At 54.9% G+C, this 14,275-nt stretch carries 16 protein-coding genes and 1 riboswitch; of the genes, 7 read left to right on the top strand and 9 right to left on the bottom strand.

Going from position 1 to position 14,275, the window contains the following annotated elements:
- The first annotated feature begins 72 nt into the window (after positions 1–72).
- Both ACKWMY_RS02060 and ACKWMY_RS02055 read left to right on the top strand, forming a co-directional pair.
- Positions 73–636, top strand: coding sequence for a glucose-6-phosphate isomerase family protein (locus ACKWMY_RS02060; RefSeq protein ID WP_309046681.1), 564 nt, complete (start codon positions 73–75; stop codon positions 634–636).
- A complete protein-coding gene (locus ACKWMY_RS02055; RefSeq protein ID WP_309046682.1) occupies positions 629–1,411 on the top strand; it encodes a glucose-6-phosphate isomerase family protein in 783 nt (260 codons plus the stop codon). The genes ACKWMY_RS02060 and ACKWMY_RS02055 overlap by 8 nt, the downstream gene beginning before the upstream one ends.
- 44 nt (positions 1,412–1,455) lie before the next feature.
- Here the strand turns inward: ACKWMY_RS02055 and ACKWMY_RS02050 are convergent, their stop codons facing one another.
- Genes ACKWMY_RS02050 through ACKWMY_RS02030 form a run of 5 tightly spaced genes read right to left on the bottom strand, consistent with a single transcriptional unit; the run spans position 1,456 to position 5,803 of the window.
- The gene (locus tag ACKWMY_RS02050) at positions 1,456–2,277 is read right to left on the bottom strand and encodes a PTS system mannose/fructose/sorbose family transporter subunit IID (protein ID WP_024483040.1); all 822 of its coding nucleotides are present in this window, start codon (positions 2,275–2,277) and stop codon (positions 1,456–1,458) included.
- A complete protein-coding gene (locus tag ACKWMY_RS02045) occupies positions 2,277–3,077 on the bottom strand; it encodes a PTS mannose/fructose/sorbose/N-acetylgalactosamine transporter subunit IIC (protein WP_261161210.1) in 801 nt (266 codons plus the stop codon). Before ACKWMY_RS02045 ends, ACKWMY_RS02050 begins: the two co-directional genes overlap by 1 nt.
- 16 nt (positions 3,078–3,093) lie before the next feature.
- Positions 3,094–3,594 carry a PTS sugar transporter subunit IIB gene (locus ACKWMY_RS02040; protein WP_309046686.1) on the bottom strand — a complete coding sequence of 167 codons (501 nt, stop codon included), beginning with the start codon at positions 3,592–3,594 and terminating at the stop codon, positions 3,094–3,096.
- Positions 3,595–3,603: 9 nt separating this feature from the next.
- The gene (locus ACKWMY_RS02035; RefSeq protein WP_409485813.1) at positions 3,604–4,032 is read right to left on the bottom strand and encodes a PTS sugar transporter subunit IIA; all 429 of its coding nucleotides are present in this window, start codon (positions 4,030–4,032) and stop codon (positions 3,604–3,606) included.
- A gap of 4 nt (positions 4,033–4,036) precedes the next feature.
- Positions 4,037–5,803 carry a class I mannose-6-phosphate isomerase gene (locus ACKWMY_RS02030; RefSeq protein WP_409485812.1) on the bottom strand — a complete coding sequence of 589 codons (1,767 nt, stop codon included), beginning with the start codon at positions 5,801–5,803 and terminating at the stop codon, positions 4,037–4,039.
- Between the two features lie 216 nt (positions 5,804–6,019).
- On the opposite strand from ACKWMY_RS02030, the gene ACKWMY_RS02025 reads away from it, so the two are divergent.
- The 3 genes from ACKWMY_RS02025 (at position 6,020) to ACKWMY_RS02015 (ending at position 8,170) form a co-directional block, all read left to right on the top strand.
- Positions 6,020–7,030 carry a LacI family DNA-binding transcriptional regulator gene (locus ACKWMY_RS02025; RefSeq protein WP_065684683.1) on the top strand — a complete coding sequence of 337 codons (1,011 nt, stop codon included), beginning with the start codon at positions 6,020–6,022 and terminating at the stop codon, positions 7,028–7,030.
- A gap of 103 nt (positions 7,031–7,133) precedes the next feature.
- Positions 7,134–7,595: a helix-turn-helix domain-containing protein gene (locus ACKWMY_RS02020; protein ID WP_098929761.1), complete on the top strand. Its 462-nt coding sequence runs from the start codon at positions 7,134–7,136 to the stop codon at positions 7,593–7,595.
- Positions 7,595–8,170, top strand: a complete 576-nt coding sequence (locus ACKWMY_RS02015; protein ID WP_098929760.1) for a PIN domain-containing protein — start codon at positions 7,595–7,597, stop codon at positions 8,168–8,170. Before ACKWMY_RS02020 ends, ACKWMY_RS02015 begins: the two co-directional genes overlap by 1 nt.
- A 25-nt stretch (positions 8,171–8,195) precedes the next feature.
- Here the strand turns inward: ACKWMY_RS02015 and ygiD are convergent, their stop codons facing one another.
- Positions 8,196–8,978 carry a 4,5-DOPA dioxygenase extradiol gene (gene ygiD / locus ACKWMY_RS02010; RefSeq protein WP_409485811.1) on the bottom strand — a complete coding sequence of 261 codons (783 nt, stop codon included), beginning with the start codon at positions 8,976–8,978 and terminating at the stop codon, positions 8,196–8,198.
- A 207-nt stretch (positions 8,979–9,185) separates the two neighbouring features.
- On the opposite strand from ygiD, the gene zupT reads away from it, so the two are divergent.
- Positions 9,186–9,953 carry a zinc transporter ZupT gene (gene zupT / locus ACKWMY_RS02005; RefSeq protein ID WP_021806868.1) on the top strand — a complete coding sequence of 256 codons (768 nt, stop codon included), beginning with the start codon at positions 9,186–9,188 and terminating at the stop codon, positions 9,951–9,953.
- A 59-nt stretch (positions 9,954–10,012) separates the two neighbouring features.
- Here zupT and ribB read toward each other — a convergent pair whose 3' ends face one another.
- Positions 10,013–10,666 carry a 3,4-dihydroxy-2-butanone-4-phosphate synthase gene (gene ribB, locus ACKWMY_RS02000; RefSeq protein WP_024528279.1) on the bottom strand — a complete coding sequence of 218 codons (654 nt, stop codon included), beginning with the start codon at positions 10,664–10,666 and terminating at the stop codon, positions 10,013–10,015.
- A 111-nt stretch (positions 10,667–10,777) separates the two neighbouring features.
- Positions 10,778–10,939, bottom strand: a riboswitch (FMN riboswitch).
- Positions 10,940–11,086: 147 nt separating this feature from the next.
- Here ribB and ubiK point away from each other — a divergent pair.
- Positions 11,087–11,362, top strand: a complete 276-nt coding sequence (ubiK, locus tag ACKWMY_RS01995; protein WP_024528278.1) for a ubiquinone biosynthesis accessory factor UbiK — start codon at positions 11,087–11,089, stop codon at positions 11,360–11,362.
- 29 nt (positions 11,363–11,391) lie between these two features.
- On the opposite strand, the gene yjeH is transcribed toward ubiK, so the two are convergent.
- A complete protein-coding gene (gene yjeH / locus ACKWMY_RS01990; protein WP_409485810.1) occupies positions 11,392–12,645 on the bottom strand; it encodes an L-methionine/branched-chain amino acid transporter in 1,254 nt (417 codons plus the stop codon).
- A 100-nt stretch (positions 12,646–12,745) separates the two neighbouring features.
- A complete protein-coding gene (gene hldE / locus ACKWMY_RS01985; protein ID WP_024528276.1) occupies positions 12,746–14,176 on the bottom strand; it encodes a bifunctional D-glycero-beta-D-manno-heptose-7-phosphate kinase/D-glycero-beta-D-manno-heptose 1-phosphate adenylyltransferase HldE in 1,431 nt (476 codons plus the stop codon).
- Positions 14,177–14,275: the final 99 nt, after the last annotated feature.

Genomic DNA, 14,275 nt, shown 5'->3' with positions numbered 1-14,275 from the left:
TCCTCCCTGGTGATTAATCGATTAACCTCATATACTCAAACGGTCTGTTCTCCTCGGGCGGAGCTACCAGATATGAAGCTGACTTCCCTTATCCCGCCGCAGGTAAACCTGCATGATGGGCGCTTTACCGCACCTGATGTACAACATAAATCCACCACCCTGGGCAACCTGGCAGGGATATTTGCCGATCATCACGCCTGGCAGGCAATGCCAGCAGAGTTTGCCGTCTACAGCGTTGAAATGCTGCCTTCCCCATCGCTGGAAGGTGAGTTGTTTGTCGGCACTACGCACTTGCAACCGGGTAAGGTGGGTAACGAGTTCTTTATGACCCGTGGGCACTTCCATCAGCGCCGTGAACAAGCTGAATTCTACTTCGGGTTGCGGGGTAAGGGTTTGCTGTTGCTACAACATCAGGACGGTGACTGCATCCTTGAGCAAGTGTTTGCTGGCAGCGTCCACCATATCCCCTCCTTCACCGCCCACCGTCTGATTAACACCGGCGATGAGGTACTCTCGGCATTAGCGGTCTGGCCAACGGTGGCCGGGCATGATTACAGCGCCTTACAGCCAAAGGGCTTCAAACTGCGGGTGTTCGCCGATGGCGCAGGTTGGAAAGCGGAGGCCCAATATGAGTGACTCAATGCTGCCGTATGGATTGGACGTGCGCGTTACCCGCGAGCCGATGGGTTTTGGCTATGGGGATGAGGTGATAGGGCCGCTGCCAGAGATCCGCACGTTGGATCAAATCCGCCCTTCACTTCGCGACCCCGACTGTGATGGCCCAGAGCAGGTATACGCCATCGTTATGGACGTGGCCAAGCAGCAACATCTGGTGGAGTTAAAAAAGCGCATGTTGTTATTTGGTATCGTAACCTATGCCAAAGGCCAACTGGGGCGTGAACCAATACGCAGCCAAGGGCATATTCACCGCGTCAGCCAGCACAGCGGCTGGTCTCCGCCGGAGCTGTACGAAATCTGGCAGGGCAAAGCGATCATCTATATGCAGGAACGGGTCGAACGGGACCCAGGACGCTGCTTTGCCGTCCATGCCGGACCAGGGGAGAAAGTGCTGGTGCCGCCGGGTTGGGCGCATGCCACCATTTCCGCCGATCCCCATCAGCCACTGACCTTCGCCGCCTGGTGCGATCGCGAATACGGCTTTGAGTATGAGGCGGTACGGGCCTACAAAGGGCTGGCATGGTATCCATTATTGCAGGGCGATAACATCGTCTGGCAGCAAAACCCGCATTATCAATCCGGCAGGTTGCACGCCATCGGGCCACGGCATTACGCCGAGTTTGGTCTGAGCGATAAGCCGCTCTATGCGCAATTTGAGGCGGACCCGGCACGCTTCCAGTTTATTTCCAAGCCGGGCAGCGTAGTGGAAAAATGGCAGAGATTTGAACCTTGATAGAAGACGGGCGCAACCTTTGGCTGCGCCCGATGGATGATGGTTCAGGAGAACAGGCCGCAGGCGACTCCGGCAGCGGCCAACACCAGCAGGCCTAGCATCGCCTTCACCGGTGAAAGCCCGCGCTTAGCCATCAGATACCAGGTAGCCAGCACCACGATCAGCGGCATCAGGTTAGGGAAAATACCATCCAGCATGTGTTGCAGCTGAATGTTCACCCCATCCTTGGTGATAAACTCCAGCCCTGTACCCAGCTTGACGTAGCTGGCGGCCACGCCGCCCATGACAAACACCCCCAGCAGGGAAAGTGCTTCACGCAGGCGGGAGGATTTGCTGCTGACCAGCATCTCCACCGAGCCGGACCCCATGTTATAACCCTTCATAAACAGCCAGTAAGAGCCAGGGATAACGATCAGGCTAAAGGCAATAATGTAAAACAGCGGCCCAATCACGCTGCCACCGGCGGCCAGTGCCATGCCGATACTCAACAGGATGGGGATCAACATCCCCGGCAACATGGAATCGCCGATCCCGGCCACTGGCCCCATCAGGCCCACTTTCAAGGTGTTGATGGTTTCACCATCAATCGGTTCCCCGTTGGCCCGTTTCTCTTCCAGCCCAATCACCATACCGTTGACGATCGCGCCCAGCTGCGGCTCGGTATTATAAAATGAGGTATGGCGGCGAATGGCTTCAATGCGCTGCTGCTTGTCCTGATACAGTTTTTTCAGCGCGGGCATCATGCTCAGGCAAAAACCATAAGACTCCAGCCGCTCAAAACTCATCGAGGACAGGTTATACATCATCCAGGCGCGCCAACAGCGGCGCAGATCCTGTTTATTCAGTTTAGGTGTTGGCGTTTCCATCAGAATTCATCCTCATCGTCGGCCTGGGGCCCAGCCTGCACGCTGGCGACCTGCGGCTCCGGCTTATAGTTGTAGTGGATCAGCGCTAACAGCGCGCCAACAATCACCAGCGCCACCATATTCAGCTTGAGGAACACGATGCAGATAAACCCCACCAGGAAGTAAATCAGCATGCTGTAGTTTTTAATGATCTGCTTGAGAAGAATGGCAATCCCCACCGCAGGCAGAATGCCACCGACCACGTTCATGGTGGTTAGCACCAGCGCGGGCAGGCTGTCCATGAAGGCGTTGATATAGCGCGCCCCGAAGAACACCGCGATAAAGGTCGGCACAAAGCGTAGCAGGAAGTTGGTCACCTGCGGCCAAATGGCGCTGTTAAGATAGATCCCCCGTTCATCCCCCTGCTCTACCGCCACGTCCGCTCGGTGGTTCCAATAGGAGTTGAGCACCATCATGGCGTTGAACAGCACGGTGCCCATGATGCCGATAGTCGCTGCCAATGCGACCGCTACCTCCGGGCCCTTGCCGGAAAGTATCCCCAGCGCAATCGCCGGGAAGGCGACAAAGTTGAGATCGGCCGGCATCGATCCTCCTGGTGTTACCATGGCGATATATACCGCCTGAACCGCAACACCGATGATGATACCGGTCTGTACATCGCCGAGGATCGCCCCCACCAGCATACCGGAGACCAACGGGCGGCTGAGAATATACCAGCCTCCGGTCAGCCCCAGCAGCCAAGGGCTACTCAGCGCGCCGAGATAGCAGAGTATCCCGATAAGCGTCGCTTCAAACCACATAGTTAACTCCTGTCAGTCAGACCTGTTTGAGTTTCTTTTTGGCGTCTAGCCAGCTGAAATGACTGGCGTCGGGTACCAGACGGAATTCGATCGCGTGGCCACGTTCGCTGAGAAAATCGAAGGCAGTGCTCTCTTCTTGATTGACCGACTGGTTCGGACCAATGGTTACGGTCTGTGCCCGTGCCGACATCGGCCCAACGTTGATCTTCTGGTTACGGTTTTTTAAATCGATACCGGCTTCCAACAGCCTGCGCAGCGTGACCGGCGATTTACCGATCACGAAGTATTGCTTGTCGCTAGCGATCACCTTCGGCAGCTTTTCTATCGCCTGTGCTACGGTGAATAACCACACCTTGGTGTCTTGTACCGCTCCTTTCATCACCGATGACAGCAACGGATCTGCCGCTACCTCATCGTCGATCGCCACAATCCCGTCGCAGGGCAGCTCCTTCGCCCAACGGGTAACCAGCTGGCCGTGGATCACCCGATCGTCGATACGTACAAATGAAATTGCCATGATTTTTCCTCAGAAATCGTCCGGTTGTGCTACTTGCGCCGGGCGGGCAACCACGATGGTTTCGCCCCCCTGCGCTACTAACTCTTGTGCGGCATGCTGCACATCCACGCCCTCCAGCAAGTCGGCACTCATCAGTAACATGGGGAAATTCACTCCAGTCACTACTGCCATCGGCACAGCGTTATTGGGGTCAAACGCATGCCGACAGGCCACGTTATAAGGAGTGCCACACAGCAAATCGCACAGCACCAATACACCATCAGCACCGGAGCTGACCCGCTGCAGTTCGGTGGCAAAATCCTGCTTGAAAGCCTCAATACCACCAGTCTCAAAGAGGCTGACGTAACTGGTGTGCGGCAACTCGCCATAAACCATGCTGGCGCTGGTCATCAGAGCCTCAGCCAGCGGGCCATGCGAGATCACAATCACTTTCAACATCGGTTTATCCCCTTACCCAGGCTTTGATGGTGGCGAGGGTTTTACCCTGGCTGCTGCCATAAGGGCTGATACGATAAGATCCCACCGCCGCCGGGACGATAAAGGTTTCCGCATAATGCACCACAAACGGCGCGAATCGGCCCTCAGGGCTATCGACGATCGCCTCCTCACCTTCAATCAGATTCAGCACGTTCACCCGCCCTTCGGTATGGTGCAACACCGGTTCATTGAACCAATGGCGACGAGTTTCAATAAATTCACGCTCATGCAGGCCGGTGCGCTCTTCCCGCCAGCCCGGCCCTTCGGCAACTGGTTCGATACGGTTTACTAAGTGCTCCTGCACCCAGGCGGTGTCACGCTGCCAGTCGATCACCTGCTCGCCATGCTCCAAATGTACCGGTCGCGGCTGCCCATCCAGCCCCAGACGACCCCAATCCCAGAGTTTGAAGGTGAAGATGTAAGGCGTGGCGCTGATTTCCAGCACCATTGCCCCATCGCCGGAACAATGTACCGTCCCCGCCGGGATCAGGAAGTGATCGTGTTTATTGGCCGGGAACTGGTTAACAAACCTTTCATCATCAAAGGCTTTTTCACCCCGCTGAGCAGCAGCCAGATCGGCCATCATAGCCTGTGGGTCGGTGCCGGTTTTCACGCCCAGATAAACCTTGGCTCCCGGCTCCGCCGCCAGAATGTAGTAACTTTCATCCTGGGTGTAATGCATGCCGAAATGCTGCTGGATATATTCGGTAATGGGGTGAACCTGGAAGCTGAGGTTTTGGCCGCCGACGGTATCCAGGAAATCAAAACGGATCGGGAATTCAGCGCCGAAGCGGGCATGTACTCGTTCCCCCAACAGAGGGCGAGGATACAGCAGCACCAAATCCTGTGAGGGGATCTCGACCCGGACGTCACCAAACCGCATTAGCAGGCTGTTTTCCTCGGGCACGCAGTCAAAACACCATGCATAGTTGGCTGCCGCCGGATCGAGATCGAACTGTTGCTTCATCCATTGACCGCCCCAAACGCCAGGGTCAAAAAATGGGACTACGCGAAACGGTTGCCGGGTGGCCTGTTGCAACCCGGCGTGGAACGCAGTACCGGCTACCAGCTTGGGTGAACCAGCCTGATTGGTATCCAGCACAAAGTTGGCTCGCTGCAACAAGGGGGTTTTGTGACGATCAAAGACCCGCCACTCTACAAAAAACGCGCGCTTATAACGGCGCAGTACGTCTTCATTCAGGTTGGCAACGCCCCAGTTGCCCAACTCGCCCCGGCGAAAACGTTGTTGTATCTCCCAGCGCGCCAGATCGGCATAAACCAGCACATCCCCTGCCGCGATGAGTGCCGCCCCTGGCCCATACACCACCACCAAGCCGCTTTCGACGGCCGCGATTGCCGCACGTTGCTGCTGCACGGCCTCATCGGCAAAAAACTCCGGCATTTCGTGGCAGGACAACACGCCAAAGACCCGGTCATCCGTCAGATTACGTTCAATCATCGCGTGGATATGGCTTTCATCATATTTGGCCTGCTCGGCGTTGAGTACCAGAGCGGGTAACAAGGGATCGATCAGTTGTGACTTGAGCTCCGCCAGATCCACGCCATGGTAACAATCCACAACCAGTACGGTTTTAGCCAATCCTTGCGCAGCGATATGGCTACTGATGGCCTGCACCACGGCTGGCCAATCTTGCCAGGCAGCGCGGTCAAACCCCTGCACCACCAGTTCCGGGTATTTGTCATAGTTTGCTTTACGATGTTGCTCGGACATGATCTGTTGCCTATGCTCTGAAAACATAACCAAAGATTAATCGATTAACCCAATCTTAAACAGCGTGGTTAACGGGATTAACCTCAAAAAACGGCGATAAAGCGGACTAAAGCCCAAGTTATTGCGATATATATCACAAATAATTTTCATCATTTGCCAACAAAAGGTTAATCGTTATACCTTAATGTGAGATCCCGCCTGCAAACAGGATATGAAATGAGCACCATCACGCTGGCCGACGTCGCCGCCAAAGCAAAAGTCTCCACCGCCACGGTTTCCATGGTATTGCGCAATCGTGGTCGCATCTCGGATGAAACCCGCAAGCGCGTACTGAGCGCCATCGATGAGCTAGGCTATGTCTATAACCAGACTGCGGCTAACCTGCGCAATCGCAGCAGTAATCAGGTCGGCCTACTGCTACACGACATCACCAACCCGTTTTATGCGGAAATGACCGCCGGGCTGAGCCAGGAGATGGAGCGCCACCAGCTCATGCTGTTTTTGGCTAACAGCGAAGAGTCTGCCCCCAGACAGCAAAAATTTGTCGACTCGCTTTTGCAGAACAATGCCAGTGGCATGGTGCTATGCTCCGCACGACAAACGCCGCCGCTGTTCTTTGAAACGCTCAAACGCCGCAAGATCCCGGCCATTATGGTGGTTCGCCCGGTTGCGGACGCTCATTTTGACTTTGTCGGTACCGATAACTTTTTGGGCACTCAGTTAGCCACGCAGCACCTGCTGGATCTGGGCCATCGGCATATCGCCTTTATTGGTGGTTCGGTCAGTTCCACCTCGCGCGCGCAACGCCTGGGTGGCTATACCAGCAAGCTGTTGGAAAAGGGCATTCAGGTCAGAGGGGAATGGATTGTTTGCAGTGAGGCTAGCCAAAGCTCCGGTGCTAAAACCGCAGAGCAACTGTTTACGACATACCCAGAGCTCACCGCCGCATTATGCTATCAGGACATCGTGGCGCTGGGGGTGATGCAGACTTTACGCAAACTTGGCCGCCAGGTAGGCCGCGATTTTGCACTGATTGGCTTTGACGATATTACCGAGGCTTCCCTGGTACAGCCGGGGCTAACCACGGTGTCCGTCGCCTCACGCGAGATTGGCCGTAAGGCCGGAGAACTGTTGTATAGCCGTATTCAGGGTAACGATGAACCGCCAAAGCGCATCATTCTACCGCCTTCGCTGGTGATCCGTGAGTCCTGCGGTTATGGGGTGTAATAGATTTTTTGTAGAGTTTCAGCAAGCGTTTCGAATATTGCGATTTTCGATTATTTCGAATATATTGTATTTCGTGCTATAGAAATCAGAGAGACATGCCATTATGACCAGTGCAACTTTTTCCAAAATCAACTTGCCTGGTGTGCAAGAAAAAGAGATTGCCCAAAAAGGTTATCGAGATTTATCGGCGATGTTGGCAACAAAACTAGATATTCGCCACTTCTCGATCAGGGACAATGAGCAAAATGAACACTCTATTGAGGTTCCACCTTCTGCGGTGAAAATGCTCGTTGAGATACTAGGAGAACTAGCAAACGGGAACGCAGTTCAGGTTGTGCCCGTTCATGCGGAATTGACTACCCAAGAAGCCGCCAATTTACTTAATGTATCCAGGCCGCATGTTGTGAAGATGCTAGAAGAAGGCAAAATCGAATTCCATAAAACAGGGCGTCATCGCCGCATACGCTTTGCAGACCTTATGGCCTACAAAGAGCAGCGAGACATCGAAGCTGCTGCAGCAATGGATGAACTGACTCGTCTTTCACAGGATATGGATATTTATTAATGACGCATTCGCCTTACCCAGCATTGCTTGACGCTTGTGTGCTTTACCCAGCAAGACTGCGAGATCTGTTGATGCATTTAGGCCTAAGAGGTCTTTATCAGCCCAAATGGACAGCGCAAATCCACGAAGAGTGGAAGCGTAATCTGCTGGTTAATCGGCGAGATTTGCAGGCCGAGCAGTTGGATCGCGTTCATGCTCTAATGGATAAGGCAATGCCGGATGCGAATGTAATAGGCCACGAACAATTGGTAGACAGCATTAGGTTGCCTGACCAAGACGATCGCCATGTTCTGGCAGCTGCAATAATTGCAAACGCTGAGGTCATCGTCACTTATAACCTTAAAGACTTTCCGGTAGATTATTTATCGACTTTTGGAATCGAAGCCATACATCCTGACGACTTCGTGTCAGACCTTATTGATCTTAACCATGCGTTAGCACTTGAGGCGGTGACAAATCTAAGGCAAGCACTGAAGAATCCCCCCATGACAGCGGATAGTTTTCTAGCTTCACTCACTCAAATTGAGATGGCAAAAACGGTTAAGGCATTGGAAGACTACAAGTTCATACTATAAGAAGCCCCGCAAAGGGGCTTCTATATCAACCAATCTGCACCGAAAGCATGCTCAGCGCGGCCATTTCGATCCCATCGATCGGTACCGAGATCGGCTCTTTACCATCCCAGCCGCCCAATACATACAGCAACGGCAGATAATGCTCTGGCGTCGGGTTCGACAACGCTGCGCCTTCATGCTGCATATAATTCACCAGCGGGTGATGTTCGCCCTGATAATCCAGGTTATCACGCACGTACTGGTTGAATGACTCCGCCCAAGGATACGGGCTGGTGTCCCCCTGCAATTTCACCATGCGCAGGTTATGCACCACATTGCCGCTGGCCACGATCATTATCCCCCGATCGCGCAGCGCCGCCAGCTTACGGCCCAGCTCAAAGTGGTATTCCGCTGGCTGAGTCCCATCGATGCTCAGTTGCACCACCGGGATATCGGCTTGCGGGTACATCTTGATCAGCACGCCCCAACTGCCGTGATCCAAACCCCATTCGCTGGTATCGGCAATCACCTGCGCCGGCGCCAACAGGCTTCGCAGCTCTGCCGCCAGCTCTGGTGAACCCGGTGCCGGATACTGTGTATCAAACAGCGCCTGCGGGAAGCCGCCAAAATCGTGAATGGTTTTTGGGTGTTCCATCGCCGTCACTGCCGTCCCACGAGTGTACCAGTGGGCAGACACAGCAACGATTGCCTTTGGCCGTGGTAATTGCTCACCCAACGCACGCCAGGCCTGAGTATAGCGGTTTTCTTCCAGCACGTTCATCGGGCTTCCGTGGCCAAGAAAGAGTGCAGGCATACGAGAGGTGGTCATAAAATATCCTTGGTTAGCGTGACAAGTGTTCTGCTGACTACATTACGCTGTTTGCCTTACCAAGGCAGCCGGATAACCCTGATGGTGATCTTCAAGAAATTTGAATGGCAGGAACGATTGAAACCATCAGCCAAATCCACTCGATTTATGGCTTGGCTCTGTTAGTATCAGAAACTGATAAATATTATTAGCATACAAGGAGAATGCATGTCTGTACCGCTGATCCTGACCTTGTTAGCCGGAGGCGCTACCTTTGTCGGTGCCCTGCTCGGCATTATTGGCCAGAAGCCCTCCAACCGCCTGCTGGCGTTTGCGCTCGGCTTTGCCGCAGGGATTATGCTGTTAATTTCATTGATGGAAATGCTGCCCGCTGCGCTGCACACCGTCGGCATGTCGCCCATGCTTGGCTACGGCATGTTTATGCTCGGGCTGTTAGGCTACTTTGCGCTGGATCGCATGCTGCCACACCAGCACCCACAAGACCTGGTGCAAAAACCCATCAAGCCCCATAACCTTAAACGCACCGCCATGCTGCTGACGCTTGGCATCAGCCTGCACAATTTCCCGGAAGGGATTGCCACCTTTGTCACCGCCAGCGCCGATCTGGAACTGGGGATGGGCATTGCGCTCGCGGTCGCCATCCACAATATTCCAGAAGGGTTGGCAGTCGCCGGGCCGGTATATGCGGCAACTGGCTCTAAAACCAAAGCGCTACTGTGGTCTGGGATCTCCGGAATGGCAGAAATTCTGGGTGGCGTACTGGCCTTCCTGGTGCTCGGCCCGATGGTTTCACCGGTGGTGATGGCGTCGATTATGGCTGCGGTGGCCGGGATTATGGTGGCACTGTCGGTAGATGAACTGATGCCATTGGCCAAAGAGATCGACCCACACAATAATCCAAGCTACGGCGTGCTGTGCGGCATGGCGGTGATGGGGTTTAGCCTGACTCTGTTGCAAAGCGGCGGTATCGGCTAAAGAATTTTAAGCACAAAAAAAGCCGCTTCATCAGCGGCTTTTTCACTTCAGTCAGCAACTCAGCTGGCTTTCTTTTCGCGTGACTGGCGATAGGCCACCAGATCTTCGATAGTCAGCACCACCATGTCATGCTGCTTGGCAAAGGTGATCACTTCTGGCGCATGCGCCATGCTGCCGTCATCGTTAGTCAACTCGCACAGTACGCCAGCGGGTTTGAAACCGGCCATTGAAACCAGATCGATGGTCGCTTCGGTGTGGCCACGGCGGTTCAATACGCCACCAGGCTGAGCACGCAGCGGGAACACATGGCCTGGGCGGTTCAAATCGCTTGGCTTGGCACCGTCTGCAATAGCTGCACGGATAGTCGTCAGGCGATCGCTAGCCGACACGCCAGTGGTCACGCCCTGCGCCGCTTCAATCGTCACGGTAAAGGCGGTCTGGAACTGACTGGAGTTGTTGGTGACCATCATCGGCAGCTCGAGCTGCTGGCGACGATCTTCAGTGATACACAGGCAAACAATGCCGCTACCGTGGCGAATGGTCAGCGCCATCTGTTCAACGGTCATGGTTTCTGCGGCGAAGATCATGTCACCTTCGTTTTCACGGTTTTCATCATCAAGCACCATCACACCGCGCCCGTTGCGCAATGCATCAAGAGCGCGTTCAACGCGTTCTTCCGGCGTGCCGAAATCTGAAAGTAGAGTCTGATTCATGGTAAAAAACCTCATTAAAATTATGGATTACCAGAACCAGGGCGATCTTGAGGAGTGGCTATGCCAATAGCCAAAAAAATAACGCAAGCGGGGCATAAGCCCGACAGGTGTCGTTACTCTCTCCCATCCGGACTATAACCGTCGGCCCCGGAATTACACCGGATCTGCTGACCTCTAACCCACTCCTGAGAGATAGGTTGAGCGCTCGCGGGCTTTCACCGTGAATGGTGATTTACCGCCGGTGGGGACTTGCACCCCGCCCTGAGAATAAGCATCTCGACTATAACCCCATCGCTTTAGTGTTTCAAGCCATCCGGTCGCGTAATGAGGGATCGCGCAGCAAATACGGTAATAGTTTATCCGGCGAGCAACTCGCATTACACTAAGCATCAGCCACCAAATATCAGAAAGGGAAACGCCATGATTGACCCGAAAAAAATTGAACAGATCGCACGCCAGGTCCAAGAGTCGATGCCTAAAGGCGTACGTGAATTCGGGGAAGACGTTGAGAAAAAAATCCGTCAGGTACTGCAAGCGCAGTTGACCCGTCTGGATCTGGTTAACCGCGAAGAATTTGACGTGCAGACCCAGGTCCTGCTGCGCACCCGTGAAAAGCTGGCATTGCTGGAACAGCGTCTGACCGAACTGGAAGGCAAGCTGAATACCGCGCCGGTAGCCAAGCCAGCAGACGAATAAGTTGTTGTAAGGGGCGCACCAGTGCGCCCTTATTGCTTGGAGACCACCGCCTGCGTTTTACGCGGCAGCACCAACCAGATCAGCACCAACATCGCCAACGCATACAGGCTTTTCCAGCCGATAATCACCAGCAATAACAAGCACAACGCGGAGCCAACGATCGCCATCAACCGCGAACGCCCCTGCAAGATCCGCCAACCCGCCAACATACACAGCAGATAAATCAGCACGAAAATGCCATTGGCGTATACCAGCAGCGTATCCAGCGGCAGCTTCAGGGTATAGATCAGTAAAGTGAACAGCAGACAGCAACCGACCACCGCGCTCAGTGCATTGACCGGCACCTGGCCCGCGGAGAGTTTGGCTAAACCGCTAGCAGGCTTTTCCTGGGCCTGAGACCAGACCAGGCGGGCAAAGCTCTGGGTGTAGATATTCACGCTGGCAAAACAGGCCAGATAGCCGATGATGCAGGCAATCCACAGCGCATGTTCGCCAAACAGTTGCACCACGATCCCCGGCAACGAAGCGGCCGCCGCCTGATGTTCGCCGTAAGCATGGAAGTGCAGCACGGCTACGGTACAGCCCCAATAGACCGCCCCCGCCACCAACAGCCCAAGCATTAACGCGCGCGGAAAGTCCCGCTCTGGATGGCGAAACTCGGTCGCCAGATGAGCAAAAGCCTCCAGCCCGACAAAGCACCAGAACATCACCGCCAACGCGTGGAACATATTAGGAGGAGAAATATCGCTGACCGCAGGCCATGGGATTTGGGATGGAGTAATGCCGCCTTGCCACCAGATAGCCCCCACCAGAGCTATCACCAGAAGGGCAATCAAGGTCTGAATATTGGCACTGGAACCGGCACTGCGTGTGCCAAGCAGCCAAATCACTACCAGCGTGACAATTTGCACCAGCAACAGGCCGTTGGCATCCCAACCCAAAGTAGCCTGCCAGAACCCTGCGGCGATTTGTAATGCGGCGGGCAAGCCAACAGGGATCACAGAGAGGAACAGCCAAGCGGTTACCTTTGCCATGCGTGGCCCAAAGGCCAGGCCGACAAAATGCGCGGCACCACCGGCGCTGGGGAAATGGCGGCCCAATGCCGCAAAAGCGATAGCGACCGGGAATACCAGCACAATCAGTATTGGCCAGGCCCACAGGCTGTCGCCGCCCGCCACCTGCGCCGCCAATGCCGGAACGGCAAAGACCCCGGTACCCAGCAGTGAAGTGGACAATAGCCCAACGCCCTGCGCTAAACTCAGCTCCTGCTTAAGTCCACTCACTGCAAACCACCCTGTTTACCCGTCGTCTTTCAAGCCGCAGCGTTGTTACCTGCGCTTACCCACAGCTTGAAATCCATAGGGTATAGATATATAGATAAAGTTAACCACGACCATCCTTGATAGCCTTGATGATGTTGGTGGTGGATAACCCATCTTCAAAGTTCAGTACCCGCACATCGCCACCGTTGGCCCAGACTTCAGCACTGCCAGCAATCTCATGCGGTTGGTAGTCACCGCCCTTCACCAGTAAATCTGGCAGCACTTCGGCGATCAGGCGTTGCGGCGTATCTTCTTCAAACGGCACGACCCAATCCACGGCTCCCAGCGCGCCCAACACCACCATACGGTTTTCCAGCAGGTTGACCGGGCGGGTTTCCCCTTTCAGGCGCTTGGTTGACGCATCGCTGTTCACCGCCACGATCAGGCGATCGCCCAATTTGCGCGCATTTGCCAGGTATGAGACATGGCCAGCGTGCAGAATGTCGAAGATGCCGTTGGTCATCACCACTTTCTCGCCGCGTTGGCGCGCCTGCGCTACCGCTTTTTTCAACTCGGCCTCGGTCATTACGCCAAAGCCGGTTTCGGCGCGGCCACGAATGGCGTTTTCCAGTTCGACTGGCGAGACGGTCGAGGTACCCAACTTACCCACCACCACACCGGCGGCGGCGTTAGCCAGGAAGCAGGACTCTTCCAGCGTATTACCCGCAGCCAGAGCGGCAGCCAGTACACCGATCACCGTATCACCGGCACCGGTCACGTCGAACACTTCCTGCGCCTGAGTTGGCAGATGCAACGGCTCACGGCCCGGCTGCAGCAGCGTCATCCCCTGCTCGGAACGGGTGATCAGCAATGCGGACAGTTCAAAGTCCGCCACCAGTTTCATCCCACGCGTCACCAGCTCTTCTTCGCTCTGACAATGACCGACCACGGCTTCAAATTCGGACAGGTTTGGGGTCAGCAGTGTGGCGCCACGGTAACGTTCAAAATCGGTGCCTTTAGGGTCGATCAGTACCGGAACCTTCGCAGCACGTGCCAGTGCGATCATGCCCTGCACCTTGCTCAACGCGCCCTTGGCGTAATCCGACAGTACCAGTGCGCCAATCTGCGGCAATGCCTGCTGGATACGCTCCATGATAGGCTGCGGATCGACGTTGGAAAAACCTTCCTCGAAGTCCAGGCGGATCAGCTGTTGGTTACGGGAAAGTACGCGTAGCTTGGTGATGGTCGGGTGCGTCGGCACCGAGACAAAGTCACAACGCACGTTAACTTCGTTGAGCTTGGCGCTCAGCGCACGCGCCGCGTCGTCGATCCCCGTCAGGCCCACCAGGCGTGAATTGGCACCCAACGAGGCGATGTTCATCGCGACGTTAGCTGCACCACCGGGACGCTCTTCGATGGTTTCAACCTTGACCACCGGCACCGGCGCTTCCGGTGAAATACGGCTGGTCGGCCCATACCAATAGCGATCCAACATGACGTCACCAACCACCAACACACCGGCGCGGCGAAAATCAGGTAGTGTAACTTTCATCCGATAACTCCAAACAAGTCATAAAAATAAATTCGGCAGATATTAGCATAATAGCCTGCAATACCCGTAAAAACTGCCCCCTCACCCCAACCCTCTCCC

The organism is Serratia sp. J2 (assembly GCF_046269175.1).
Lineage (GTDB): Bacteria > Pseudomonadota > Gammaproteobacteria > Enterobacterales > Enterobacteriaceae > Chania > Chania fonticola_C.
This window is presented reverse-complemented; position numbering and strand designations above follow the sequence as displayed.